Below are 26,313 nucleotides of genomic sequence, written 5' to 3' on the forward strand. Positions count from 1 at the left end.
CCCGGCCCCCCACCCTCCCGAAAAACTTTCAAGGGGCTGTAGGCGGTTCGATCCATGCGATCGCCGCATTCAAAGCTAATGGAAGTTTTTGAAGAGGGTCCAGGGGGAAACTTTTTTCAAAAAGTTTCCCCCTGGCCGCCTGAGGCATCCCCCCATTACCCCTCAGATATCAAGCGGCAGACGCACGAAAAAGGTGGTGCCGGCGGTGGCGTCGCTGGCGAAGCCGACCTCGCCGCCGAGGTATTTTTCCGCGAAAAGCTTCATGCCGTAGGTGCCCAGTCCCCGGCCGGCTCCTTTGGTGGAAAAGGCGCGGCGGAAAATCTGCGCCCGGGCTTCCTCGGGCACGACCCCGGGGTTGTGCACCCAGAAGCGCACGTGCCCGTCGTCCAGGGCGCAGCCGACCGTGATGGTGTCACCCTGGCCGGACGCCTCCAGGGCGTTTTTCTGCATGTTGACCAGGATACGGGAGAGGAGCCTGCGGTCCGTGGCGAAAAAGGCGTCGGCGCTTTCCTTGGCCACGACGAGGGTCTTGCCCCGGGCCGAGCTTTCCCGCCGCATGAAGGCGACGATGTCGCCAAGCAGGGTCCGCGTCCCGAGCTTGCTCACCGTGACTTCATAGTCCCCATGCTCGGCCTGGGTGAATTCCCGCTGGGACACGATGAGGTCGTTGATACGCTCGGTGGCGAAAATGAGCAGATCCAGCTCGGCATTGCGGGCGCCTTCCTCCTCTTCGCGCATGATCTCGCAGATGCCCTGCATGCCGGAGACAATGTTCAGGATGTCGTGGTAGAAGATGCGCTCGATGAGCGACAAGCGTTTTTCGGCCCGCGTATCGGTCAGGATGATGGCGTGGAACACTTCCCCGTCGTAGGGCATCCCCCAAGCCCAGAGCCGGAAGTCCAGGGTCTCCAGGCGCTTGCCCCCATGCCGGGCCAGGGAGCATTCGCCCTGGACCTCCGTGGCCCCGGCCAGCAGCTTGGCCATCGACCGGGCCACGCCGCAGCCACGGCAGGTCTCGCTCGTGCCGCAGCCGCCGATTTCGATGTTCGCGCCCAGGCAGGAGAGGGCCTCGCCCAGGCGCTGGCCCAGGACATTTTTGTCGGGACAATCCAGGGAGGCCAGTTCCCGGAACTTCTCATTCGAATAGATGATCTGGCGGGTGGCGTTGCACACGGCCACCCCCAGCGGCAGGCGATTGAGTACGCCGGCCGCCGGGCTCGAGGCGAAGAGCTGGGCCTGGCGGCCGAGTTCCTCAACGGACGTGCGCTGGGCCGGTAAAAACGGTACAACTCCGGCGTTCACAAAACTACCTCCGGGCGGATAATCCGCCCGAACCGCATACCGTATGGTGTGCCGCCCCCGCAAGTCCTCAGGCCATGGTCGCGTCCTCCGCCAGCGCGGACAGGATCGGCGCGCCGGGATCGCCCAGGCGGGCCGCGCAAATCTCCGGCAATCCGGCCAGTTCCGTCAGCAGACGGGACAGGCGGCCATCGTCGGTCACGGCCACGACCAGCCGCGTCGTTCCGTCGGGCCGGGGCAGGCAGGCCAGTCCCAGCAGGGGATAGGCCCGTCTGGCCAGACAGGCGGCCACATGGCGCACGGCGGCCATGGGATCATGGGCGGCCAGCTCCAGCACGGCGCGGCCGCTTTCCGGGCTTTTCGCGTCAATTGGCGTCGGCATGGCTTTCCTCCAGAATCATTTCGCTGTTGGCGGCGCCGGGCGGCACCATGGGATAGACGTGGGCGTCGGGATCGACCGGGACGCGGATGAGCGCCGGTCCCGGGGCGGCCAGGGCGGCGGCCAGGGCGCCGCGACCGTCCCGGCAGTGCTCCATGTCCAGGCTCGCCATGCCGAATCCGGCGGCCAGGGCCGGGAAATTCGGCCGGGCGGCAAAGGTCGAGGCCGTGTAGCGCCCTCCCACGAAAAAGGCCTGCTGTTGGCGCACGAGCCCGAGCACGCCGTTGTCCATGAGCAGGATTTTGACCGGCAGCCCCAGCTCCACCAGCGTGGCCATCTCCTGGATATTCATGAGCAGCCCGCCGTCGCCGGTGACGCAGACAACCGGCGTGCCCGGTTCGGCCAAGGCCGCGCCGATGGCTGACGGCAGCCCGAAGCCCATGGTGCCGAGCCCGCCCGAGGTGAGAAACCGTCCCGGACGCGAGCACGGCCAGACCTGGGCCGCGCGCATCTGGTTCTGGCCCACGTCGGTTGTCACGATGGCCTCGGGGCCGAGGATGTCGGCCACTGTCGCCAGCACGCCGTAAGGACTCTTGGGATCGCCAAGGGCCGGCAGGGAGAAGGGATGCAGCTCGCGCAGCACCGCCCGGTGCGCCGACCAGCGCGGCCGTGTCCGCACCGGCACCAGGGGCAACAGCGCGTCGAGCACCTTGGTTGCGTCCCCGGCCAGGGCGACATGGGCGCGCCGGTTCTTGTGGTGTTCGGCCGGGTCGATGTCGATGTGCACCACGGCCGCGTCCGGACAGAACCGCTTGGCGTCGCCCGTGGCCCGGTCGTCGAAACGCGCGCCAATGGCCACGAGCAGGTCGCAGTCGGTGAGCAGGTGATTGGAGGCCGGCCGGCCGTGCATGCCGATCATGCCCGCGTTTCGCGGATGCCCGCCCGGGAGCAGTCCAAGGGCCATCAGCGTGGTCACCACCGGCGCGTCCAGCGCCTCGGCCAGGGCGGCCACGGCGGCTCCCGCCTCGCACCGGGCCGCGCCGCCGCCGCAGTAGAGCACCGGCCGTTCGCTCGCCGCCATGAGCGCCGCCGCCTTGGCCAGATCGGCCGTGTGCGGCATGGCCTGGACATCGGCCTGACCGGCCTCGGGCCAGGCCTCGAAGCGGACCAGCTCGGTCTGCACGTCCCGGGGCACGTCGATCACCACCGGACCGGGCCGGCCCGAGGCGGCGATGTGGAAGGCGTCGGCCATGAGCCTTGGCAGATCCGCTGCCCGGCGCACCAGCATGTTGTGCTTGGCAATGGGAATGGTCAGGCCGTACACGTCCACTTCCTGAAAGGCGTCCGTGCCGATGAGCCCCCGCGAGACCTGCCCCGTGATACACACCAGCGGCACGGAATCGGCCTTGGCGTCGGCAATGGTGGTCAGCACGTTCATCGCGCCCGGCCCCGACGTGGCCAGACACACCTGGGTCGTGCCCGACACCCGGGCCATGCCCTGGGCAATGAACCCCGCGCCCTGCTCGTGGCGCGCCAGCACGATGCGCACCGGCGTTTCGGCGATGGCGTCGAACATGGGCAGATTGGCCCCACCCGGGATGCCCGACACCACGGTGATGCCTTGCCGCACGAGACTTTCCGCAATGATGCGCGCTCCGGTCATCTCAATCATCTTGGGCCTCCTTGGGCCCCAACGACGCGCGGCGGAAAACGCAAAAAGCCCCCGCCGGCGCGCCGGCGGGGGCTGGATAAGCTTCGAATTGCTGTAAAAGAATCCCCGCTAAGGCGCCGCTATAACGACGCCTACTACGACCGCGCTGGTCCAGAAGGACTTGGGTAGCATGCGGGAATTCGTCGTAGTCATGGCAGGGTTTGCTCCGTAGTTTGGTTATCCCTACCCCGGCTTCCCCCGGCCCGTCAAGCCCCGGGGGCAGGCAGGGGAGGCTTTGCCTCCCCTGCACCCCTCCATCGGGGGGCTTGATGTCCCCCGAACCCCCCTTTACCGGGTTGGTCTGGTGGCTGGGGGGGCCGGGGGGCGCGCCCCAGCCTGAGCTACACCATGTAGCGCAGATAATAGCTGCAGGTGGGATAGGCCCAGATGGCGTCGGCCAGGGCCTTGGCCGGCAGGTTGTTGCGCATGGCCAGGGCGATGGCGTTGATGATTTCCTCGGCGTCGTGGCCGAGGATGTGCGCGCCGAGGATCTCTCCGGTGTCCGGGGCGGTGAGGATCTTGGAGTAGCCGACGGTTTCGCCCAGGCGTTTCCAGGGAAAGGCGTCGGCCAGATCGTATTCCTTTTTCTCGTAGGGGATGTCGCGAGCCCGGCACTGGGCTTCGGTCAGGCCGGCCATGCCCAGCGGCGGCTGGGTGAAGAGCACGCTCGGGGTGCCGCGGCGGTCGATGGGCAGGGTATTGCCGGTGAGCATGTTGTGCCCGGCGGTCTTGCTTTCGAGGTCGGCGGTGGGCGTCAGCGCGTAGGGCGCGTCCAGGCAGTCGCCGGCGGCGTAGATGTCGGGGTTGGCGGTCTGGAGGTAGGGGGTGACGGTGATGCCGCGTTTGTTATGGGTGATGCCGGCGGCTTCGAGGCCGAGGTCGTCGATGGCGGCGGGGCGGCCGGCGGCGTTTATGGCCCTGTCGCAGGTGAGGCTGGCTCCCGGGATCTCGATGCGCAGGCCCTCGGGGCTTTGGGTTATGGAGGAGACCGGGGCGTTTAAGCGCGCGTCGATGCCCAGGGCGCGGGTCGCGTCTACGAGACGGCTGACGGCGTCCTGGTCGAAGTTGCGCAGGAAGGCGTCGCCGTGGGTGAGGATGGCGACTTCTTTCGCGCCGCATATTTTGGCGATGTGGGCCAGTTCGAAGGCGATGAAGCCGCCGCCGATAAAGGCCAGGCGATAGGGCAGGGCGTCGAGGTCGAGAAACGCGTCGCTGGTGTCGAGCCGTTCGCTGCCGGGAAAGTCGAAGCGGCGGGGCCGCGCGCCCACGGCGACGAGAATTTTTTTGCCCGTGTATTCCGTTGCGTCCACTGCTATGGTGTTTTTGCCGGTAAAGATGCCGCGTCCCCGGATGATGTCGATGCCGGCCTTGGCGTAGGACGTTTCGATCCTGGCGTCGACAGGGCTTACAAAGCCGCGTTTGAAGGCCATGAGCGCCTTCCAGTCGACGGCGGGCTCGCCGGAAAGGCCCTTGCCGGCCAGATGGCGGGCGGCGGTTACGGCCTCGACGGCGGCCATGAGCACTTTTTTGGGGTTGCAGCCGGTATGCGGGCAGACCCCGCCGAGCGGTCCGGATTCGATGATGGCCACGGACCAGCCGGCTTCCCGGCAGCGCCGCGCCGCCGGGTGGCAGGCCGGTCCCGCGCCGAGTACGAGCAGGTCGTATGTTCGCGTCATGACGGCTTCCTTTGCCGGGCGGGCGGCCCGGCCTTTGGCTTTGGTAGGGTCAGGCTAGCATGGATCGGGCGGCGAAGACAGGGGCGCGCGCGAAAAGCGGCGGCCGGGCGGAGGCAGGCATGGCGGTGCGATACGACTATGATCTGGTGGTCCTTGGCGGCGGCGCGGCGGGGCTGACGGTTGCGGCCGGCGCGGCAAGGCTTGGGGTCAAGGTTCTTTTGGTCGAGCGCGAAGGACGGCTTGGCGGCGACTGCCTGCATTTTGGCTGCGTGCCGAGCAAGACGCTCATCGCCACGGCCAGGGCCCGGCGGATGATGGCCCGGGCCGGGGAATTCGGCCTGCCCGATGTCGCCTTGCCGCCGGTGGATTTCGCCCGGGTGCGCCGGCGCATCGAGGCCGTGATCGCGGCGATCCAGCAACACGATTCGCCGGAGCGTTTTCGCGAACTCGGGGGCGAGGTCCGCTTCGGGCAAGCCGTGTTTGCCGACGACCATGTCCTTAGGCTCGACGGCGGGCGTCTCAGTGCCGCCCGGATCGTCGTCGCCACCGGATCGCGGGCCGCCGTGCCGGATATCCCGGGACTGGCGGAAGCCGGGTTTCTCACCAACCGGGAGATTTTTTCGCTGGAGCGGCTGCCGGAGCATCTGGTGATCCTCGGCGGCGGGCCGATCGCCGTGGAGATGGGGCAGGCGTTTTCGCGCCTGGGGAGCAGGGTCACGCTGGTGCAGCGCAGCGCCCGGATACTCACCCGAGAGGACGCGGACCTGGCGGCGGTGGTCCAGGCGCGTCTGGCCGCCGAGGGCGTGGACCTGCGCCTTTCCGCCACGGTCGTGTCCGTGGCGCCGGGTAGCCCGAAGACCATCACCATCGAACGGGAAGGGCGGCGCGAGGCCATCGAGGCCACTGCTATTCTCGTCGCCATGGGCCGTGCGCCGAACCTCGAGGGGCTTGGACTTGACGTGGCCGGGGTTGTCCATACAAAAAAGGGCCTTGTGCTCGACGCCCGGTTGCGCTCCAGCCGGCCGCACATTTTCGGGGCCGGCGACGTCACGGGGGAGCACCTTTTCACCCATGCCGCCGGCTACGAGGGCGGGGTGGTGGTGGCGAACGCCGTGTTCCGGCTGCCCAAGAAGGCCGACTACCGGCTTTTGCCGCGCTGCGTATACACCGAGCCGGAGCTGGCCGTGGTCGGCGCGACCGAGGACGGGGCGCGAAAGGCCGGCCTTGCGGTCACGACGATCGTCGAGCCTTTTTCCGGCAACGACCGGGCCAGGGCCGAGGGCGAAACGCAGGGGCTGGTCAAGATCGTGCTCGGGGGCAAGGGGCGGCCCCTCGGCGTCGGCATCGTCGGACCGGACGCCGGGGAGCTTGCCGGCGAATGGGTGGCGGCGCTGGCCGGAAAAGTGGGGCTCGGCAGGCTTTCCGGCGCGGTCCACCCCTATCCGACCCTGGCCGAGACGAGCAAACGGGCGGCCGGGCGCGGGCTCGAGGCCCGGCTTTTTTCGCCCGTTGTGCGGCGGCTGTTGCGTCTTTTTTTCGGGTATCGGGGAAAACGGTAACCATTTTGGACGATTGGCGGACTTAATTATCTGGCGGCGGGCGACGGACGCCTGATCGCGGGGGAGCGGTGCGATGACGGGGGGGAGCGAGGCGGTGCGGCTTATCATGGTGCTCAAGGGCTATCCGCGCCTGTCCGAGACGTTTATTTCCAACGAGATTTTGCTGCTCGAGGCCCAGGGCTTCAAGGTGCGCATCGTCTCCATGCGCGATCCGCGCGAGGCCGCGCGTCATGCCTCGATCTACCGCATCAAGGCCGACGTGGTCTATCTGCCGGAATACATCCGGCCGGCGCTCGGGGAGCTCCTCTACGAGAATTTCCGGGCCGCCCTGGTCGCGCCGCGCGGCTACCTGCGCGCCCTTGGCCTCATGGTCCGGCATCTGGCCCGCACGCGCCGCTCGGCCACGGTCAAGCACCTGCTCCAGGCCGGGTTTCTCTGCCGCCGGGCCCTGACGCCGGGCGAACCCGCCCATCTGCACGCCCACTTCGCCCATTCGCCCACCTCGGTCGCGGTCTATGCCGGGCTCATAAGCGGCCTGCCCGTGAGCTTCACCGGCCACGCCAAGGACGTCTGGACCCAGGAGCCGGGCAAGCTGGCCGAAAAAATCGGCCGGGCCGCCTTCGTGGTCACCTGCACCAGGGCCAACGCCGCCTACCTGCGCCGGCTCTCGCCAAACGGCACGCCGGTCTACGACGTCTACCACGGTATCGACCTGTCCCTTTTTGACGGCGCGGACAAGCGCCCCGAGCCGGCTCCGCCGTACCGCATTCTGACCGTGGCCCGGCTGACGGCCAAGAAAGGCCTGGACACGGTTCTTGACGCCCTGGGCCGTCTGGCCGGGGAGGGGATGGACTTCACCTACGACCTCGTGGGGGAGGGCGAGGACCGGGAAGCCCTGCAGGCGCGGGCGCGAGACCTTGGCCTCGGGGACCGGGTGCGCTGGCATGGGGCGATGCCCCACGAGGCGGTGCTGGCGCTCTACCGGAAAGCCGACGTCTTTGCCCTGGGCTGCCGCGTGCTGCCAAACGGCGACCGCGACGGCGTGCCCAACGTCATTGTCGAGGCCATGGCCATGGGAGTGCCGGTTGCGGCCACCAACGTCTCGGCCCTGCCGGAGCTGGCGAAAGACGGCGAGACGGCCCTGGCCTGCCCGCCCGACGATCCGGCGGCCCTGGCGGCCAATATCCGGCGCTTGCTTACCGACGCGGCGCTTCGCGCGCGCCTGACCGGCGCGGCCAGGGCGGCCGTGGCCCGCGATTTCGACAACGCGGCCAACATCGAACGGCTGGCGGCCATCTTTGCCCGCCATGCCGGGGGCAGGGTCCCGTCAGTCGGGGCCGCGCCGGACGGGGCCGCGTGAACGTCGCCCTGTACGCCCCCTTCAAGCCCCTGGATCATCCCGATCCCTCGGGCGACCGGACCATCGGCCGCGAACTGGCCGCCGCCCTGGAAGCGGGAGGGATCACGATCGTGACCCCGAGCCGGTTTCGCACCCGCTGCTTTTCCACGCGACCGCTTTTGTGGCTGGGAACCCTGGCCGCGCGCCGCGCCGCCCTGGAAGCGGCCAGCCTCGGCCGGGTCAGGGCCTGGCTCACCTTCCACACCTACTACAAGTCGCCGGACGTCATCGGCCCGTATGTCGCCCGGGAACTCGGCATCCCCTACGTCGTCTTCCAGGGCGTCTATTCCACCAAGACCCGGCGCAAGCTCAAGACGCGCCTTGGCTACGAGCTCAATCGCCGGGCCCTTCTGGCCGCCCGGCTGGTGGTCACCAACCGCCGGCTCGATTACGTCAACCTGGCCCGGCTGCTGCCTAAAAACAGGCTTGCCTATGTGCGCCCCGGCATCCATCCCGACGCCTTCGCCTTCGACGCCGAGGCCCGGCGGGAACTGCGCAAGGAGTGGGATGTGGGCGACGCCCCGGTCATCGTCACCGCGGCCATGTTTCGCAACGACGTGAAGACCGAAAGCCTGACCTACCTGTTCTTGCGCCTGGGCGAACTGGCCCGGGAGGGGACGCCTTTCTTCCTGGTCGTGGCCGGCGACGGGGTCATGCGGGACAAGCTGATGGCCCTGGCCCGGCGCGAGCTGCCCGACCGCCATCTGTTTCTGGGCTGCGTCGACCGGGAGGACATGGGGGCGCTTTTCGGCGCGGGGGACATCTTCGCCTTTCCCGGCATTCGGGAGTCCCTGGGCATGGTCTATCTCGAGGCCCAGGCCGCCGGGCTGCCGGTGGTGGCCCTGGCCGACGGCGGCGTGCCCGAGGTGGTGGCGAACGGCCGCACGGGATTGCTCACGCCCCCCGGCGACGACGCGGCCTACCGCCGGGCGTTGCGTGATCTGCTCACGGACCGGCAGCGCCGCCGGGACATGGGCGAGGCGGCCGAGGCCTACGTGCGCGAGAAGCATGACCGCGACCGCAATTACGGGGTGATGGCCCGGGTGCTGCGCCGGCTGGCCGGGGAGGGCTGAAATTGGTACTGGCCGAAAGGCCATGGTTTAGGGTATTATACATAAATTCGTATTTCGTGTATGTTTTTTCTTATTCCCGCATACGCCTTGCGGCCTTCGCGGTGGCCCGCCGGCAAGGCCGGAGCCTGTCATGGCCAATCTCTGTGAAACGCCGCTGCGTGATCTCCCTCCCGCAACGCCCGTAACGCTCGGCCCCTGGACCACGGCCGGTCAGGCCGCCCGCAGGCTGCTCGACGTCGGAGCCGGCGAAGCGCTGGTTCTCGACGGCGGCCGGCCGCTCGGCGTGGTCACCACGCGCGGTCTGTCCCGGGTGCTCAACCAGTCCCCGGACACGGCCGCCCATCTGGCTGTGCGCGACCTCATGGACCCCGTGGCCGTCTCTTCGGATGCCGAGTTTCTGCCGGCTGCCCTGCGCCATTTGCTGGCCGCGCCGTCGCGGCGGCTGGCGGTGGTGGACGCCAAGGGGCGGGCTGTCGGGATTTTGGCCCCGTTTCACGTGGCCCGGCTGTGCGGGGGCATCGACACGCTTGCCGGCCGCACCGTGGCCAGCGCCATGGCCAGGGCGGTGGTGACGGCGGTCATCGGCGAGACGTTGCCGGCCGTTTTGGCCCGCATGATCCGTACCGGCGTCGGTGGCGTGGTGGTGGCCGAGGCGGACAGGCCGCGCGGCGTTTTTACGGCCCGCGACGCCGTGGCGCTTTTGGCCGACGGGCGCGATATCGGCCACTGCCGCGTGGAGGCGGTCATGCGCACCCCGGTGGTGGCCATCTCGCCGCAACTGCCGCTTCCCGAGGCCGTTTCGGGCATGGATGGGGCCGGTGCGGGCCGGCTGGCCGTCACCGACGCCGCCGGCTATCTGCTCGGCCTTTTGACCTGGACCGACGTGGCCCAGGCCGTCTCCGAACGCCTGTCCGAGGCCGAGGGCGCGGCGCTTCGCGAACGGGCGGAGCGGTACCGGGATCTCTACAACAATGCCGCCCAGGGACTTTTCCGCCTGGATACGGCCGGCCGTCCCCTGGCCGCCAATACGACCCTGGCCCGGCTTTTCGGCTGCCGCGACGTGGCCGATTTCCTGCGGCAGGCCCGCACCGACGAGCCCCTCGTGCGTCTGGACATCCCCCAGCGCCGGGAACTGCTCGTGCGCGCCCTGGGGCAGACCGATCCCGTCTTTTTCGAAACGCATTTCTATCATCATGACGGCAGCATGGCGCGCATCAAATGCTATGTGCGGGCCTTACGCGATACCCTCGGCAGTCCGGTGTGCCTGGAAGGGGCCTGCGCCGATTTTTCCGCCTTGCCGCCGACGGAAAGCGCGGCCGGCGAAAACGGCTACCGCTCCATCGTCGAGCACATCACCGAACTGATCTGCCGCATCGACGCCGCCGGGCGGCTGCTCTTCGTCAACACGGCCTTTGCCCGCTACTGGGGCAAGACGGCCGAAGCCTGCGTGGCCGAGCATTTCCGGTCGCCCATGCCGGACGAGGATGCGGACATGGTGGCCGGGCGCCTGGCCGCCCTCTCCCCCGACCGGCCGACCACCGGCTTCGAGCACCGGGTGCTGCGTCCGGACGGCCGCATGCGCTGGCAGCGCTGGACCTACCGGGCCATGTTCGACGAGGCGGGAGCGCTCCTCGAATACCAGGCCGTGGGGCGCGACGTCACGGCGCGCAAGTTGGCCGAGGAACATCTGCGCGCCGAGCACGCCCGGGTCCGGAACATGCTCGAGGCCTTGCCGCTGCCCGTTTTTTTCAAGGATACGGGAGGGCGTTTCACCGGCTGCAACCAGACCTTCGAGACGTTAAGCGGCCTTGCGCGCGCGCGGCTTGTCGGCCGTACCCTCGGGGATTTCCTCGAGGACGGCGAGGCCCGGCCGTACGAGGCCATCGAGGCCGAACTGCTGGCCAAGGGCGGTCGGCAGGTCTACGAGGCCGTGCTGCCGACGCCGGCCGGCGCGCGCCACATGATCATCCACAAAGGCCTTATCCACGATGCCGGGGGGGCCGTTGCCGGCATCATCGGCGTCACCATCGACATCACCGAGCGCAAGCTGGCCGATCGGGCGGCCGTTCAAGTCCGTGACGGGCTGGAGGCCGAGGTGTTGCGCCTGCGCCAGCGCATGGCCGGTGAAATCGAGGCCAGGGAAGAGGCCGAGGCCCGGCTGCGCCGGGAACGACATTTTCTGGATACGGTGCTCACCGGTATCCAGGACGGCATCTGCCTGCTCACGCCCGACCTGACCGTGACGACGTCCAACCGGGCCATGCGGACGCTCTATGCCAGACAGGAAGAAATGGTCGGACGCAAGTGCCACGACCTGTTTCACGGCCTGGGCATGCCCTGCAACGATTGTCCCGCCTTGCGGGCGTTGGCCACGCGCAAGCTGGCCATCAGCCTCGTGCCCAAGGTCGAGGCGGGCAAACCCTCGGGCTGGGTGGAGCTTTTTTGCTATCCGCTGCTCGATGACGACGACGAGGTGGCGGGCGTGGTCGAGATCGTGCGCGACGTCACCGCCGGCAAGCGGCTGGAGGCGGAACTGGCCGACGCGCTGGAGCGGGCCGAGGGAGCCAGCCAGGCCAAGGGGGCGTTTCTGGCCAACATGAGCCACGAGATCCGCACGCCGCTCAATGCCGTGCTCGGCTATGTCCAGCTCATGCTGGCCGACCGCCTGGACCCCAGGCAGCGCGAACGCCTGAGCGTGGTCGAGGAATCCGCCGGCACCCTGCTTTCCATCATCAACGACATCCTCGACTATTCCAAGATCGAGGCCGGCCGTATGGAACTGAAAGCCGCGCCCTTCGATCTGGTGCGCGGCCTGGAGGGCGTGCTCAAGGAACAGGAGGTCCTGGCCCGGGCCAAGGGGCTCGACCTTGTCCTCGACATCGCGGGAAACGTGCCCGGGGCCGTACGCGGCGACGGGTTGCGGCTGCGCCAGGTGCTGCGTAATCTGGTCAACAACGCCGTCAAGTACACCGACAAGGGGGGCGTACGGCTTGGGGTCGCCATTGCCGACGCGCCGCGCGCCGCTTCCGGCGGGGAGGGCGGCCGGCTGTGGCTGCGCTTCACCGTGGCCGACACCGGAATCGGCATTCCCTACGAGCAGCAGGAAACGATCTTCGACAGCTTCACCCAGATTGACGGCGGCCTGACCAAGCGGCAGGCCGGCACCGGACTGGGGCTGGCCATCTGCCGCCGGCTGGCCGGGCTCATGGGCGGGACGATATCGCTCGAAAGCACGCCCGGCCAGGGCAGCGCGTTTCGGCTGGAATGTCCCTTCGATGCGGCCGGCGCCGAATCGGTGCCCGTCGCGGACGCGCTTCCCGGTTCCCGGCCCGACGACTTGCCGCCGCTTTCCATCCTTCTGGTCGAGGACAACCGGGTCAACCGGGTGTTCGCCTCCGATCTCCTGGAAAACAGGGGGCATACCGTCGCCGTGGCCGAAAACGGCCAGGCCGCCCTGGACTATCTGGCCAGGCATCCGGTCGACGTGGTGCTCATGGACATCCAGATGCCGGTCATGGACGGGCTCACCGCCACCCGGGCCATCCGGGCCGGACGTCCGCCCATCGATCCGAAGCTGCCGGTCATCGGGTTGTCGGCCTATGCCATGGATCAGGAACGGGAGCGTTTCCTGGCGGCCGGGCTTGACGACTACATCATCAAGCCCATTGACGTGGAAGCGTTTTTCGCGGTCGTGCGCGGCGTGCTGATCCGTCGCGGCCGCATGCCGTCCGGGGCGCGCCGGGACGAAGTCAGTGAAAAGCAACTCCTCGATACGCAAGGGCTGACGCGCCAATACCGCAACAAGACGGGGCTGTTGACCCGGGTAGGGCGGGCGTTCGTGGCTTCGGTGCCGGAGCAGCTTGCGGCCATGGACGCGGCCCGGCGCGCCGGGGACATGGTGGTGTGCGAGCGGGTGGCCCACACGCTCAAGGGCAATGCGGCCATGTTCGGGGCGGCGGCCATGCGCGCCCTGGCCGCCGAGGCGGAAATTGCCGCCGCCGCCGGCGATGCCGACAAGTTCGCCTCCCTGGCGCCGGGTCTGGTCGAAGCCTGCCAGGCGGTGGTGACCGGGCTGGACGATTTTCTGCGGGGGCTCACGCGTTAGACCTGGGTGCGTTTTCCCGGAGTTTGAGGCATACCGGCCGCAAGGCCTCACGGAGGGACCGTTTTCCATGGCACGTACCGTCTTTTATCTTTTGCGCCACGCCGAGACGCTGTGGAACCGGGACAAGCGCATCCAGGGGCAATGGGACAGCGAATTGCACCCGGAAGGCCATGCCGCCGCCGAAGCCCTGGCGTCGCGCCTCACCGGCCTCGGCCTGTCCCGCATCCTCGTCAGCGATCTGGGCCGGGCCAAATCCACGGCCGGCATTTTCAACCTGCACCTGCGCCTGCCGGTGAGTGTGGAACGCAGGCTGCGCGAACAGCATTACGGCGAGTGGATGGGCAAATACTGGCGCGACATCCCCGAGGCCGATATCCGCGCGGCCGAGGCGGCGGGCTGGGATTTTCGTCCACCCGGCGGCGAGTCGCGAAGCGACGTGCGCCAGCGCGCCGAGCACGCCCTGATCGATGCCGCCCGGGCCAATGCCGGGCGCGCGGTCCTGGTCGTCACCCACCAGGGCGTCATCAAGGCCATACTTTACCATCTCCTCGATCGTCCCTTCGTCCCGGGCGCACCGCCGGCTTTCGACCTGTCCCTGTTGCAGCGGGTGGTGTGCCAGGATGGCGTGCTGTCCATCGACGCCCTGGACGTCGTCCTCCCCGAGGAAGCCCCCGCCCCGGACGTTGCGTGAAAATCGCCTTCTATTGCCAGCACGTGCTCGGCATGGGCCATCTCATGCGCACCCTGGAGATCGTCGCCGCCCTGGCCGGGCATGAGCGACTGCTCATTCTCGGCGGCCCCGACGCCCCGGTCGGCCTGCCCGGTGACGTGACGCTCGTCCGGCTGCCGGCGCTGTCCATGGACGCGGCATTTTCCGCGCTGTCCCTGGACGGGGAGGCCTTGGAAGCGGCCAGGAAGACCCGGGCCGCCATGCTACTCGATGCCCTGGCCGCCTTTGCCCCGGACGTCTTTTTCGTCGAACTCTATCCTTTTGGCCGCAAGGCCTTCGAATTCGAGCTCGTGCCCGCCCTGACCGCCATCCGCGCCGGCGCGTGCGGCCCCTGCCGGGTCGTTTGCGGCGTGCGCGACATCCTGGTGGGAAAAAAGGATCAGCCGGCCTACGAGGCCCGGGTCCTGGACCGGTTGGGGCGCTTTTTCGACGCGGTGTGCGTCCATGGCGACCCGGCGCTTTTTCCGCTGTCGGCCACGTTTTCCCGGGCCGCGGATATCCCCGTGCCCGTGGCCTACACGGGCTACGTGGCTCCCGCGCCGCAGGCGGCCGTCGACGGGGGGGGCGTGCGCCGGGTGTTTGGCGTGGGACAGGGGCGGGAACTTCTGGTCGCAAGCGCCGGGGGCGGCAAGGTCGGCTACGAGCTTTTGGCCGCGACCCTGGCCGCCTGCCGCACGCGGGCGCGTCTCACGGCGCTGGCGGTCCGGGTCTTTACCGGTCCGTATTGCCCCGACGACGCGTATCTGGCGATAGAGGACGCGGCGGCGGGATTGCCGGACGCCAGGGTGGCGCGCTTTACCGACAATTTTGCCGACCTCCTGGGAAGCGCCGATGTCTCGGTGAGTCTGGGCGGGTACAACACGGTCATGGCGCTTCTGGCCGCCGGCGTCCGGGGGCTGGTCTATCCCTTCGACCAGAACCGCGAGCAGCGCCTTCGGGCCGGCCGCCTGGAGGACATGGGGCTTTTGGGCCTGGTCGGGCCGGAGGACCTCGCCCCGGACCGTCTGGCCGACCGGATCGTCGCCGCCCTGGACGCGCCCCGGCCGCCCCGGGCCGCCGTCAATCTGGACGGTGCGCGGGGCACGGCCGCCTTGCTGACGACGCCCGCCGTTTGACGAAAAACGCATCCCCGGAAACGATCCGCCCCTCCGGGCCCCGCGCGAAATCGTAGAGTCCGTCGCAGGCGAACCCGTATTCCGCCAGGAAAGCCTCGAGTTCGGGCAAAAGCGCCTGCCCGTCGTAAAGCGGCACGAGCGCCGTCTCGGCCACCACCACCGATACGCCCGGTAAAAGCCCGCTCGCTCCGCGAAGCGCCGGCAATTCGTAGCCCTGCAAATCCAGCTTGATGACGTCGGCGGCTGCGGCCACGGCGTCGAGCCGCGCTACCGGCACGTCCACCGTCTCCGTCACCGTGAGCGTCTCATCGGCATATTTGTCGCGGATGCCCGTGGGCGGAAGGAGCGAGGACAGCGTGGGGCGGTTCATGACCGAGAGGGTGCGCGTATCCGTCGCCTCGCCGAGGGCCACGGCCCGGACCGTCACCCGGGCGTCGCCGGCGAAACGCTTGGCCAGCTTGCGCGCCAGACGCGGCTGGGGCTCCACGGCCAACACGCGCGCCCGGGGCAGGGCCTCAAGCAGCCGCGCCACGACATTGCCCTTGTTGGCCCCGCCGTCGACGATGACAGGCGCTTCCGGCAACGCCAGCTCCAAAAGACGATCGATCCAGCTCTCCCGCATGAATGGGCATTCCTTTGGGAAGAAAGACAGTGCGAGAGGGGAAACCCTTTAAAAAGGGTTGTCCCCTCTCGCGCTCTCCCTTTCCTCAATTTTATAAAGGGGTGGGGATGTGATATGGATAACGCGCTGTCACCGTTAAAAGTTTTTGGAGAGGGGGTCCGGGGGGGAACCTTTTTTCAAAAAGGTTCCCCCCCGGTCTCATCCTCCTCTTCATCCAAATCCAGCGCCTGGTCGTAGGGCGCGCCGAGGGGCAGTTGCACGGTGAAGGTCGCCTCGCCGCCAAGCTGGAAAAAGGTGAGCGAGCCGCCCATGTTCTTGACGATGCGATAGGCCAGCGGCAGCCCGAGGCGTTCCTCGCCTTCCTCGAAGGGCAGGAAGAGCAGTTCCGGATCGGCCACCGGCATGGTCGTGGCAAAGGTCACGTCGAGATGGATGAACCGGGCGTGGCGCGAGGTGGTAAGCGACACCCGGCCGCCCTGGGGCAGGCGTTTGGACGCGTAGCGCACGAGGCTTGTGACCACCTGGGTGAGCAGTTCCGGGTCGAGCTGGAGATCGGGCAGCCCGGCGGCCAGCTTCGTCTCGGCGGTAACGCCCCGGGCGGAAAATTCCGGAGCCAGGAATTCCACCACGGCGGACACGATGGCCCCGAGCGAACACAGCCGTGGCCGCAGATCGACCGGGTGCAGGTAGGTGCTTATCCGGTCCAGGATGTCCTCGAGGCGTCTGGCCTCGGCCAGGATGATGCCCGCCTCGCGATTGTCCGGCATCCTGGCTTGCAGGCGATGGGCGAAGCCGGCGATGGAAAAAAGCGGGTTGCGGATCTCGTGGGCCACTTCCGCCGAGATCGCGCCCAGGGTCTTGAGCTTTTCCTCCTGGACCACGAAGCGTTCCAGTTCCACCCGGTCGGTGATGTCCACCACGATGCCCTCGATCATGCTCGCGGCGTCGTCGTGGTTGGGCCGGGTCGAGGGAATGGCCCGCAGCAGCGCGTGGATCGTGGCCCCGTTTTTGTGGATGAACCGGCACTCCTCGGTGCGGGCGTGGCCCCGGGCCGGGAAGTCCCGGGTAAGGCTCGCGACCAGGCGTTCCCGGTCGCCCGGGTGCAGACGCGTCACGAACCAGTCCTGTTCGGTCAGGGCTTCGCCCCGGGAAAAGCCGAGCAACGTGCGGCAAAATTTGTTAATGAAAGCCACCCGCAGGTCCGCCTCCAGCACGAAAACCAAAAGCGGCAGGTTTTGCACCAGATTGAAGTAGCGGGTTTCGGCCAGGCGCACGGCCCGGGACAGATGTTGCCGCTCGAGCACGGCTTCCAGGGCATGGGCGAGCAGGTCGAAGCTGACGATGGGTTTTTGCAGATAGTCCGTCGCACCCAGGCGAAAGGCCTGGATCACGCCCTGGATTTCGTCCTGGCCGGAGATGACGATGACTGGCGGAGGCTCGCCGCCCTCCCGGGCCAGGGACGCCAGCACGCCGAACCCGTCCAGGATCGGCAGTCGCAGGTCGAGCAGCACGGCGTCGGGTTTCTGGGCGCGGATGGCGGCAAGCCCGGCCCGGCCGTCGCCGGCGGTGGCGACGGTGTAGCCCGAGGCCGTCAGCCAAAGGCTTATGGCTTGGCGGACGTCGGCGTCATCCTCGACAAGCAGGATTCTGGCGTTTGTGTCGGCCATGGCGGTCTCCGCAGACTGCTGCTTATGATGCCAAGCATAGACCATTTGGCTGCGTCTTGCCAGGGCCGCATGGCGATTCGAGCAGCCGGAACAAGGTTTTTTTGGAGTTGCAAAAATGTCAACTTCACACTAGTGGGAAGAACGCCGTGCCGCCTGCGGAGCGCGTCGGCTCCTTGTGGAGAGAGGTCCGGCCTTGTCTGCCCCGGGACGGATGGAGATCCGGCGTCGTCTGGGGCTTGGTACACAAAAACGTTACGAGAGGGGGAACCCATGAACGCGGCGGACACCGCTTTCGTGCTCATTTCGGCGGCCCTGGTCATGCTCATGACCCCGGGGCTGGCACTTTTTTATGGCGGCATGGTCCGAGGCAAAAACATCCTCGGTACGCTCATGCACTCCAACATCCTGCTTGGCACCGTCACCATCATCTGGGCCATCGTCGGCTACAGCCTGGCCTTCGGCGGCGATATCGGCGGGCTGATCGGCAATCTCGACTACGTGTTCCTGCGCGGGGTCGGCGCCGCCGCCAAGCCGGGCGTGGACAACATCCCGCACCTGGCCTTCATGATCTTCCAGTGCATGTTCGCGGTGATCACGCCGGCGCTGATTACCGGCGCGTTTGCCGAGCGCATCAAGTTTTCCGGTTTTCTCGTCTTCACCTGCCTGTGGATGATCGTGGTCTATTCGCCCATGGCTCACTGGGTCTGGGGCGGCGGCTGGATGGCCAAGATGGGGGCCCTCGATTTCGCCGGCGGCGCGGTGGTCCACATGAGTTCCGGCGCCTCCGCCCTGGCCGCGGCCCTGTACCTGGGCCCGCGGCACGGCTACGGCAAACAGGCGTTTATTCCCCACAACCTGCCGCTGACCATCCTTGGCGCGGGGCTTTTGTGGTTCGGCTGGTTCGGGTTCAACGCCGGCAGCGCCCTGGCCGCCAACGGTCTGGCCGCCTCGGCCTTCGTCACCACGCATCTTGCCGCTGCGGCCGCGGCCGTGAGCTGGATCGTGGTGGAGTGGCTCCATCGCGGCAAGCCGACCACCCTCGGCATGGCTTCCGGCGCGGTGGCGGGCCTTGTCGCCATCACCCCGGCGGCGGGCTTCGTCGAGCCCATGCCGGCCATCCTCATGGGCCTTGTCGCCGGCGCGCTGTGCTACGGCGGCGTGCTTATAAAAAGCCGGCTCAAGTACGACGACGCCCTGGATGTCGTGGGCATCCATGGTCTGGGCGGCACCTTCGGCGCGCTGGCCACCGGCCTTTTCGCCACCACGGCCGTCAACAGCGCCGGGGCCAACGGCCTTTTCTACGGCAACGCCGGACAGCTGTGGATTCAGTTCGTCTCGGTGGTCGCCACCTGGGCCTACTGCTTTGTCATGTCGCTGATCCTGTTTAAGGTCGTGGACTTGATGGTCGGTATTCGGGTAAGCCTGGACGACGAGACCAAGGGCCTCGACGTCAGCCAGCACAGTGAAGTCGGCTACCAGCTCTAACGCGGGGGAGTACATGCGCCATGAAAAAAATCGAAGTCATCACGCGGCCTTACAAGATCGATGAGATCAAGGAAAAGCTCACCGGCATCGGCATCAAGGGCATGACCATCTCCGAGGTCAAGGGCTTCGGCCGTCAGCGCGGCCATACCGAGGTCTACCGTGGGGCCGAGTACCAGGTGGATTTCGTGCCCAAGGTCAAGATGGAGGTGGTGGTGGAGGACGCCATGGCCGTCGAGGTCATCGCCACCATCAAGGCCGCCGCCCAGACCGGCGAGGTCGGCGACGGCAAGATCTTCGTTTCCAGCATCGATGAGGTCATCCGCATCCGCACCGGCGAGACCGGCAACGCGGCTATTTAAGGAAAAGAGGAAGAAGTGCGAGAGGGGAAACCCTTTGCAAAGGGTTCTCCCCTCTCGCGCTCTCCCTTTCCTAAATTTTTTAATGGGGTGGGGAAAAAGAGGGATGCCGCCTTATCGTTCAAGAGAAGGATAAAGAGGTTGCCAAAATTTTCCCTGCCTCGTGTATGATCTCCCCAGAAGCATCCATGTCCCTACAGGAAAAACCGCCGAGCGCGGCCCTGCTTGTCGAAGGCAAGGCCCTTCTGGACACGGCCCTGGCCGAAGGTCAGGTGGACGTGCCCTACGTCGCGGCCCTGGCCGACGTCTTTGACCGCTATTTCCGCGAACGTCTGACCGAGTACGAGGCGTCGGCCGCCGGCCGGGCGGCCTTTGCCCTGGTGGCCGTGGGCGGCTACGGCCGGCGGGAACTGTGCCCGGCTTCGGACATCGACGTGCTGGTGGTCTTCGGCGGCGAGTGCCCGGCCGACGCGCCGGAACTGGCGCGGTTTCTTTTTTTTCCGCTGTGGGACCTGGGCGTGGACCTGGGCCATGGCGTGCGCACCATGGCCCAGTGCCTGGAGTTGGCCCGGACGGACCAGCAAGTGCTGGCGTCGCTGCTCGACGCCCGGTTCATTGCCGGCGACGCCGGCGTGCACGAGGGCCTGGCCGCCCGGCTGGCCGCCGACGTGTTTCCGGACCGGGCCGCCGATTTCGCCCTGTGGCTCGATGCGGACAACAAGGAGCGCAAGGCGTCCTACGGCGACGCCGGGGCCATGCTCGAACCCAACCTCAAAAACGGCCTGGGCGGACTGCGCGCCGTGCATCAGGTGCGCTGGCTTCTGGCCCTGGACGCCGGGCGCGAACGCGATGCCGGGCTCCTGGCCCCGGAACTGGCCGCCCTGGCCGAGGATTTCCATTTCGTCCTGACCGCCCGGATGCATCTGCACCGCCTGTGCGGCCGCAAAAACGACAAGCTGTATTTCGAGTTCCAGGAGCGCGTGGCCGAGGCCATGGGCTTTGGGCCGCGCGGCGACCGGGCCGGGGTGGAGCGGTTTTTGGCAAAGCTGTTGCGCCGCATGGCCGACATCAAGGCCCTGCGCCTTTCCGCCTGGCCGCTTTTGGCCGGAGCGCTCGGGGCGCTCGATCTCGGCGCGCCGGCCAAGACACTGGGCAACGGCGTGGAGCTCGCCCCGGAGGGCCTGCGCTTTGCGCCGGGACTCTCCGACGAGGCGGCCATGGAGGGGCTTTTCGACCTGCTGCTGGCCTGTGCCCGGACGGGCCGGGCGCCCTCCCACGAGACGCTGCGCCGGATGGGGGGCATGGCCGAAGCCTACGCCCGGCTGGCCGGGGTGTCCCCGCTTTCCGGGCGGCGGCTTTACGAGGGCCTTGGCGCGGTCATGCAGGTCGACGCCACCGGCACGGCCATGGACGCGGTCATGGGCACCGGGCTTTTGCGGGCCGCGCTGCCGGAATTCACCCGGGTCGAGGACATCGTCGCCTTCGACATCTACCACGTGCACCCCGTGGGCCGGCACACCCTGGAGGCGGTGCGGCTTCTGGCCGGCATCCGGGCCGGGAAATCGTCGCGCTACAAGGCGCTTCTGGCCGGCCTGCCCCGGCCGGAGCTGGTCTTCTGGGGGCTTTTGCTCCACGACGTGGGCAAGGGCCTGGGCGGAGGCCATGCGGAAAAAGGGGCGCAGCTGGCCGAGGCCATGCTGGTCCGACTCGCCGCGCCGCCGGAGGTGCGCCATGCCGTGGCCGGGCTCGTGCGCGAGCATTTGCTGTTGCCGGAAACGGCCACCGGGCGCGATCTGGCCGACCGGGACGTGGTGGCCGGGGTGGCGGCCCGGGTGGCCACGGTGGAAACGCTCGACATGCTGACGCTCATCGCCCGCTGCGACGGCCAGGCCACCGGGCCCCAGGCCTGGACCGGCTGGAAGGAATCGCTCATTTTCGAGCTCTATGACAAGGTCCGCGCCGCTATCGAGCAGGGCCGCCTTTTCGACGCCGGCGACGTCAAAATCATGCTGGCGACGCGGGAACGCGTGCGTGAGCTGGCCGGCGGGGGTATGGAGCCCGAGGCCCTGGAGCGGGCGCTTTTGGCCATGCCGCCGCGCTATCTGGTGGTGGAATCGCCCGAGACGATCCTGTCCCATCTGGCCTTGCTCAAGGAACTGGACGCGGCCGAGGTCGAGGACAGGCGCATGCGCCCGAGCGCCCGGTCGGCCCGCCGGGGCCGGGACGTGGCCGTTTTGCGCCACGAGGCCTTGCCCGAGGCCGACGGCTTTCGGCTGACCGTGGCGGCCCGGGGCGTGCGCGCCCTTTTCGCCACAGTGTGCGGGGCGCTGGCCCTCTACGACCTGTCCATCCGCGACGCCGACGTGTTCGCCTGGGAGGGCGGGGTGACGATCCTGTCGCTTCGCACCGCCAATCCGCCGGACGTGCTCTATGCCGACGAGGTCTTCGCCCGGGTCGCCCGGGCCGTGCACTATGCGCTTTCGGGCAAGCTCTTTCTCGCCTACCGGCTGGCCAAAAAACGGGAATCGTTCCTCTACCCGCCGGTCGCCAACCGTCCGCGAACCCCGCCCGAGGTGGTGCTCGACGACCGGGCCTCGGATCTCTACACCGTGGTGGAGGTGACTTGCGACGATCGGGTGGGGCTGCTCTACGACATCGCCCGCACGCTCTACGAGCTGCGCCTGGAGACGCATCTGGCCAAGGTGGTGACCCCGGCCGGTCGGGTGCGCGACGTGTTTTACGTGCGCGGCCCCGACGGCAGAAGGGTGGAGGACCCGGAGCAGGCGGCGGAGATCAAGGCCGCGCTGTTGCATCGGCTGGCCGACGATTTGGGCGGCCTGAGCTGAGACCGGAGGCCCCGTGCGCGGCGCTCCGGCGCTTGACGCCGGCCTTGTATCCGGCGATACCTTGGGCATCTACGCCGTGTCGCGGCAGCTATCCGCGACCGTCAAGGAGCCCGTATGAGCGACAGTGAAGCCCTGCCCTGTTCTCCGCGCCTCGGGGAGCCCGCCCCGGATTTCGAGATCGAAACCACCCAGGGCATCCTGCGTCTGGAAGACTTCCGGGGAAGCTGGTTGGTGCTTTTTTCCCATCCGGCGGATTTCACCCCGGTGTGCGCCACCGAGATCATCGCCTTCGCCGGGGTGCGCGAGACATTGCGCGCCAGCGGCTGCGAACTGCTCGGGCTGTCCGTGGATTCCATCTTTTCCCACATCGCCTGGGTGCGCTCCCTGGAATCGCGGTTTTCGGTCACCGTCGATTTCCCTCTGGGCGCGGACACCACCGGCGTGGTGGCGCGGCGCTACGGCATGCACATGCCCGCCGAGTCGCCAAACGAGCCCTCGCGCGTGACCTTCGTCATCGACGACCGCCAGATCGTGCGGGCCCACTTTGCCTACCCCATGACCACCGGCCGCAACGTGGACGAGATCGTGCGGCTGGTCGCGGCCCTGCAGACGACCGACGCCCACGGCGTCGCCACCCCGGCCGGCTGGAAACCGGGCGAGGCGGTGCTCGCCCCGCCACCACGCACCAAGGCCATGGCCGAGGAGCGGGTGAAGGCGGCTGGGCCGGGCTGCCCGGATTGGTATTTTTGCAAAAAGGAGACGGCATGACGTCCGAGGACAATCTAGACGAACGCATAGACGCCGATGAGAGCGTCGCCGCCATCAAACCCGACGGAGGACTGACCCAGACGGCCAAGGATATCCTGCGCGTCTGCGATCCGCCGGCGACCGAGGAGGATATCAGCCGGGCCTTGGTGCGCCATTTTTCCCAGGTCGTGCCCATGGTGCGCGATATGGTCAATCTGGGACTGCTCGTGGATGTCGAGGGCCGGCTGGCCCTGACCGACCTGGCGCGGGACAAGCTGCCGCGCTAGGGCCGCGCCCTGAAAACGCCTGCCGGCGGATTTCGGGGTGCGACACGTCTTATCCCGCCTCTTTGCCCGAAAAGGAAGGCGTCCGCTGTACCGGCTCGGCCTTTACGGTCGCGTTTGGCGGTATTATGGTGTCCAGTATCGATGCGCCGGCCGTCTGCCGTCCGGCGACGGCCAAGCGCCTCTGGAGGTTGCCGTGAACGCCTTTTCCCGGCCCGGGGAGATCCCCGCGCCGTCCAACCCGGAAAACTGCCGCCAATGCGCCGCAGCCGGTCCCACCTGCTGTACGCTCACGCCCGGACATGAGGATTTGTGCTTCCCCATTTCCGAGATGGAGCGCCACCGCATTGCCGAGCATGTGGGCCTTTCGCTTGGGGCGTTCACGCCGGAAGCCAATTCCGGGGCGTTTGTCTCCTGTATGCGCCGGCTTTTTCCCCGTGAGGGCAAGCTGGTCGAAAGCCTTTTCCCGGAATGGGGACGGCACCTGCGCCTGTCGGTCACGCCCGGGGGGCACTGCGTGTTTTTGCGGGACGACGGATGCTGCTTGCCAAGGGAGGCCCGGCCGTATTATTGCCGCCTCTTCCCCTTCTGGATGACCGACGGACGGGTCACGGCCTTTGCCGCCGCCGGTTGCCTCGTCCACCGCCAGGGCCGCACCGTCGCCGGGATGCTTGCGCTTCTTCTGGCGACCGAGGGGCAGGTCCGCGATCTCCACGGCCGACTGCGGCTGGCCTGGGGGCTCCCTCCTCGGGAAGGCATGCCCGCGGTCACTCCCGCCCCAGCGAGATTTGGTACGTGAAAAAATTCCTCATATTGCTTGTTCTGTTGTTGTTCGTTGGCGCCGTTTCCGGTGCCGCCGGCTTGATCGGCCTGTATTACTGGGCTTCGAGCGATCTGCCGAGCTTTCGCAAAATCACCGACTACCGCCCGCCGCTGGTGACGACCATCTATACCCGCGGGGGCAAGGTGCTCGGCTACCTCTATTCCGAAAAGCGCTTTCTGGTGACGCTTTCGGAGATGCCCGAATTTTTGCCCAAGGCCTTTTTGGCCGCCGAGGACGCCACCTTTTACCAGCACGAGGGCGTGGACCTTTCGGCCATCGTGCGGGCCATGATCAAGAACCTCCAGCGCGGCGGCATCCGGCAGGGCGGTTCCACCATCACCCAGCAGGTCATCAAGCGGCTGCTTCTCTCTTCGGAAAAAAGCTACAAGCGCAAGATCAAGGAAGCCATCCTGGCCTACCGCCTGGAAAAGTACCTGACCAAGGACGAGATCCTCACCATCTACCTCAACCAGATCTACCTGGGCTCCCGGGCCTATGGCGTGGAGGCGGCGGCCCGGACCTACTTCGGCGTCCACGTCGGCGACCTGACCCTGGCCCAGGCCGCGCTTCTGGCCGGTCTGCCCCAGGCCCCCACCCGTTACAGCCCTTTTCGGGATTTCCAGGCGGCCAAGAACCGCCAGAAGTACGTGCTCGGACGCATGCTGGCCCAGGGCTGGATCACCCAGGCCCAGCACGATCAGGCCGTGGCCGAGCCGCTGGTGTTTAAAAGCATGCCCGACCCGTCCTGGGAGGTGGCCCCGTTTTACCTGGAAGAGGTGCGCCGGGAGCTTATCACCCGTTTCGGCGAGGATCAGGTCTACAACGGCGGCCTGCACGTGCACACGGCCGTGGACCTCAAGCACCAGGAGGCGGCCGAGCGGGCCCTGCGCGAGGGGCTGGTCGCCTCGGAGAAACGCCGGGGCTACAAGCCGACCCTGGAGAAACTCGACAAGGACAAGTACGCGGATTTTCTGGCCCACAGCAACGTGCCGTCAGCGCTTTTGACCCCGGGCCGCTGGCTCAAGGCCCTGGTCACGGAGGCCGGCGCCCAGGGACTGACCGTGCGTTTCGGCGACAAGTACGGCTTTATCCCGGCCGGCGAGATCGGCTGGGCCAAGGGCCGGGTGGAGGTCGGCGACCTCATCTGGGCCTCGGTGCTGGCCGAGCCGGAGAAAACCGGAGCCCGCAAGGAGGAGGCCGAGGCCCCGGCCCCCAAGGACAAAAAGGGCAAGGCCGCCGAAGCGAAGAAATCCACCCCGGCCCCGTCCGCCCGGCCCATGTGGAAGCTGGCCATGCAGCTCGAACCGCGCATCGAGGGGGCCATTGTGTCCATGGACCCGCGCACGGGCGAGGTGCTGGCCTGCGTCGGCGGTTTCTCCTTCGAAAAAAGCCAGTTCAACCGGGCCACCCAGTCGTTTCGCCAGCCCGGATCGTCGTTTAAGCCCATCGTCTATTCCGCGGCCATGGACAACGGCATGACCCCTGCCACGGTGGTCATGGACGCGCCTTTTTCCTCCCGCGATCCCTGGAGCGGCCAGGTCTGGTCGCCGGGCAACTACGAGGGCAGCTATGCCGGGCCCATGACGCTGCGGGCCGCGCTGTCCAAGTCGAAAAACCTCGTCACGGTGCGGGTGGCCCAGCAGGTGGGCATGAAGAAGATCATCGCCCGGGCCCAGGAACTCGGCCTGCGCGGTGAATTCGTGCCGTACCTGCCGGTGAGCCTGGGGGCTGTCGCCGTCAACCTGTTGGACATGATCCACGCCTATTCGGCCTTTGCCCGCGACGGCTCGACCATCACCCCGCGCTTCGTCCTGGACGTCAAGAGCCCCTGGGGCGAGGAACTCTACGTCAACAAGCCCGAGATCAAGCAGGTGCTCACGCCCCAGACCGCCTACATCATGGACTGTATGCTGAAAGAGGTGGTGCGGGCCGGCACGGCCACGCGGGTCAAGGTTCTGGGACGGCCCATCGCCGGCAAGACCGGCACCACCAACGACTTCCAGGATGCCTGGTTCATGGGGTTCTCGCCGTATCTGCTGACCGGCTGCTATGTCGGCTTCGACCAGCCCAAGCCCATGGGCAAGGGCGAGACCGGCGGACGGGCGGCGCTGCCCATCTGGCTGGCCTACCGCGAGGCCGTGGAGAACGATTATCCGGTCGAGGACTTCTCCCGGCCCCCGGGCATCGTCATGGCCAACGTGGACGGGGTGCCCATGCCCTTTAAGGAAGGCACCGAACGCGGCTCCATGGCCATCATGGACGAGGAGCAGGAGAAGGCCTTTTTCACCGACCCCAACGCGCCACTCGGCAAGGGCGAGGACCTGCTCAAACAGATGTTCTGATCGCGCGCGCCCACGGCCGTTTTCCCTGGCCCGGGCGCGCGCGTTTTCCCGCAGCCCATCCCTCCCTCCGGCTTCCTGGCGCGGGGACAAGGCGT

At 67.7% G+C, this 26,313-nt stretch carries 19 protein-coding genes; 13 read left to right on the plus strand and 6 right to left on the minus strand.

Annotated features, from left to right (window positions below; translation table 11 throughout):
* Nucleotides 1-162: 162 nt before the first annotated feature.
* From ACMZ6R_RS08815 to ACMZ6R_RS08830, 4 genes are all read right to left on the minus strand, one after another.
* Nucleotides 163-1,302, minus strand: coding sequence for a sensor histidine kinase (locus ACMZ6R_RS08815; RefSeq protein ID WP_416110557.1), 1,140 nt, complete (start codon nt 1,300-1,302; stop codon nt 163-165).
* Nucleotides 1,303-1,369: 67 nt separating this feature from the next.
* Nucleotides 1,370-1,681: a hypothetical protein gene (locus tag ACMZ6R_RS08820; protein ID WP_416110558.1), complete on the minus strand. Its 312-nt coding sequence runs from the start codon at nt 1,679-1,681 to the stop codon at nt 1,370-1,372.
* Nucleotides 1,665-3,350, minus strand: coding sequence for a biosynthetic-type acetolactate synthase large subunit (gene ilvB, locus ACMZ6R_RS08825; RefSeq protein ID WP_416110559.1), 1,686 nt, complete (start codon nt 3,348-3,350; stop codon nt 1,665-1,667). The genes ACMZ6R_RS08820 and ilvB overlap by 17 nt, the downstream gene beginning before the upstream one ends.
* A gap of 380 nt (nt 3,351-3,730) precedes the next feature.
* Nucleotides 3,731-5,065, minus strand: a complete 1,335-nt coding sequence (locus tag ACMZ6R_RS08830) for a dihydrolipoyl dehydrogenase family protein (protein WP_416110560.1) — start codon at nt 5,063-5,065, stop codon at nt 3,731-3,733.
* Nucleotides 5,066-5,184: 119 nt separating this feature from the next.
* Between ACMZ6R_RS08830 and ACMZ6R_RS08835 the strand changes: the two genes are divergently transcribed.
* From ACMZ6R_RS08835 to ACMZ6R_RS08860, 6 genes are all read left to right on the plus strand, one after another.
* On the plus strand, nt 5,185-6,624 hold the full coding sequence (locus tag ACMZ6R_RS08835) for a dihydrolipoyl dehydrogenase family protein (protein ID WP_416110561.1): 1,440 nt from the start codon (nt 5,185-5,187) through the stop codon (nt 6,622-6,624).
* A gap of 73 nt (nt 6,625-6,697) precedes the next feature.
* Nucleotides 6,698-7,984 (plus strand): glycosyltransferase family 4 protein, encoded by a 1,287-nt coding sequence (locus tag ACMZ6R_RS08840; protein WP_416110562.1) that lies wholly within the window; start codon nt 6,698-6,700, stop codon nt 7,982-7,984.
* Complete coding sequence (locus tag ACMZ6R_RS08845) at nt 7,981-9,096, plus strand: glycosyltransferase family 4 protein (protein WP_416110563.1); 1,116 nt, start codon at nt 7,981-7,983, stop codon at nt 9,094-9,096. Before ACMZ6R_RS08840 ends, ACMZ6R_RS08845 begins: the two co-directional genes overlap by 4 nt.
* Before the next feature lie 130 nt (nt 9,097-9,226).
* The gene (locus ACMZ6R_RS08850; protein WP_416110564.1) at nt 9,227-13,201 is read left to right on the plus strand and encodes a PAS domain-containing protein; all 3,975 of its coding nucleotides are present in this window, start codon (nt 9,227-9,229) and stop codon (nt 13,199-13,201) included.
* A gap of 67 nt (nt 13,202-13,268) precedes the next feature.
* On the plus strand, nt 13,269-13,892 hold the full coding sequence (locus tag ACMZ6R_RS08855) for a histidine phosphatase family protein (protein WP_416110565.1): 624 nt from the start codon (nt 13,269-13,271) through the stop codon (nt 13,890-13,892).
* Nucleotides 13,889-15,046: a glycosyltransferase family protein gene (locus ACMZ6R_RS08860; RefSeq protein WP_416110566.1), complete on the plus strand. Its 1,158-nt coding sequence runs from the start codon at nt 13,889-13,891 to the stop codon at nt 15,044-15,046. Before ACMZ6R_RS08855 ends, ACMZ6R_RS08860 begins: the two co-directional genes overlap by 4 nt.
* Here the strand turns inward: ACMZ6R_RS08860 and ACMZ6R_RS08865 are convergent.
* Together ACMZ6R_RS08865 and ACMZ6R_RS08870 are read right to left on the minus strand one after the other, a co-directional pair.
* Complete coding sequence (locus ACMZ6R_RS08865; RefSeq protein WP_416110567.1) at nt 14,991-15,668, minus strand: FkbM family methyltransferase; 678 nt, start codon at nt 15,666-15,668, stop codon at nt 14,991-14,993. The two genes, ACMZ6R_RS08860 and ACMZ6R_RS08865, sit on opposite strands and share 56 nt — an antisense overlap.
* 176 nt (nt 15,669-15,844) lie before the next feature.
* Entirely contained in the window at nt 15,845-17,335 is a 1,491-nt protein-coding gene (locus ACMZ6R_RS08870; RefSeq protein WP_416110568.1) for a response regulator, read from the minus strand.
* 270 nt (nt 17,336-17,605) lie between these two features.
* On the opposite strand from ACMZ6R_RS08870, the gene ACMZ6R_RS08875 reads away from it, so the two are divergent.
* From ACMZ6R_RS08875 to ACMZ6R_RS08905, 7 genes are all read left to right on the plus strand, one after another.
* Nucleotides 17,606-18,820 carry an ammonium transporter gene (locus tag ACMZ6R_RS08875; protein WP_416110569.1) on the plus strand — a complete coding sequence of 405 codons (1,215 nt, stop codon included), beginning with the start codon at nt 17,606-17,608 and terminating at the stop codon, nt 18,818-18,820.
* A 20-nt stretch (nt 18,821-18,840) separates the two neighbouring features.
* Entirely contained in the window at nt 18,841-19,179 is a 339-nt protein-coding gene (locus ACMZ6R_RS08880) for a P-II family nitrogen regulator (protein WP_416110570.1), read from the plus strand.
* A 185-nt stretch (nt 19,180-19,364) separates the two neighbouring features.
* Entirely contained in the window at nt 19,365-22,022 is a 2,658-nt protein-coding gene (locus ACMZ6R_RS08885; protein ID WP_416110571.1) for an HD domain-containing protein, read from the plus strand.
* Nucleotides 22,023-22,136: 114 nt separating this feature from the next.
* Nucleotides 22,137-22,790 carry a peroxiredoxin gene (locus ACMZ6R_RS08890; protein WP_416110572.1) on the plus strand — a complete coding sequence of 218 codons (654 nt, stop codon included), beginning with the start codon at nt 22,137-22,139 and terminating at the stop codon, nt 22,788-22,790.
* Nucleotides 22,787-23,056, plus strand: a complete 270-nt coding sequence (locus ACMZ6R_RS08895; RefSeq protein WP_416110573.1) for a hypothetical protein — start codon at nt 22,787-22,789, stop codon at nt 23,054-23,056. Before ACMZ6R_RS08890 ends, ACMZ6R_RS08895 begins: the two co-directional genes overlap by 4 nt.
* Before the next feature lie 193 nt (nt 23,057-23,249).
* Nucleotides 23,250-23,852: a YkgJ family cysteine cluster protein gene (locus ACMZ6R_RS08900; RefSeq protein ID WP_416110574.1), complete on the plus strand. Its 603-nt coding sequence runs from the start codon at nt 23,250-23,252 to the stop codon at nt 23,850-23,852.
* Nucleotides 23,849-26,218 carry a penicillin-binding protein 1A gene (locus tag ACMZ6R_RS08905; RefSeq protein ID WP_416110575.1) on the plus strand — a complete coding sequence of 790 codons (2,370 nt, stop codon included), beginning with the start codon at nt 23,849-23,851 and terminating at the stop codon, nt 26,216-26,218. The genes ACMZ6R_RS08900 and ACMZ6R_RS08905 overlap by 4 nt, the downstream gene beginning before the upstream one ends.
* Nucleotides 26,219-26,313 lie beyond the last annotated feature (95 nt).

Source organism: Solidesulfovibrio sp. C21 (assembly GCF_047785625.1).
Lineage (GTDB): Bacteria > Desulfobacterota > Desulfovibrionia > Desulfovibrionales > Desulfovibrionaceae > Solidesulfovibrio.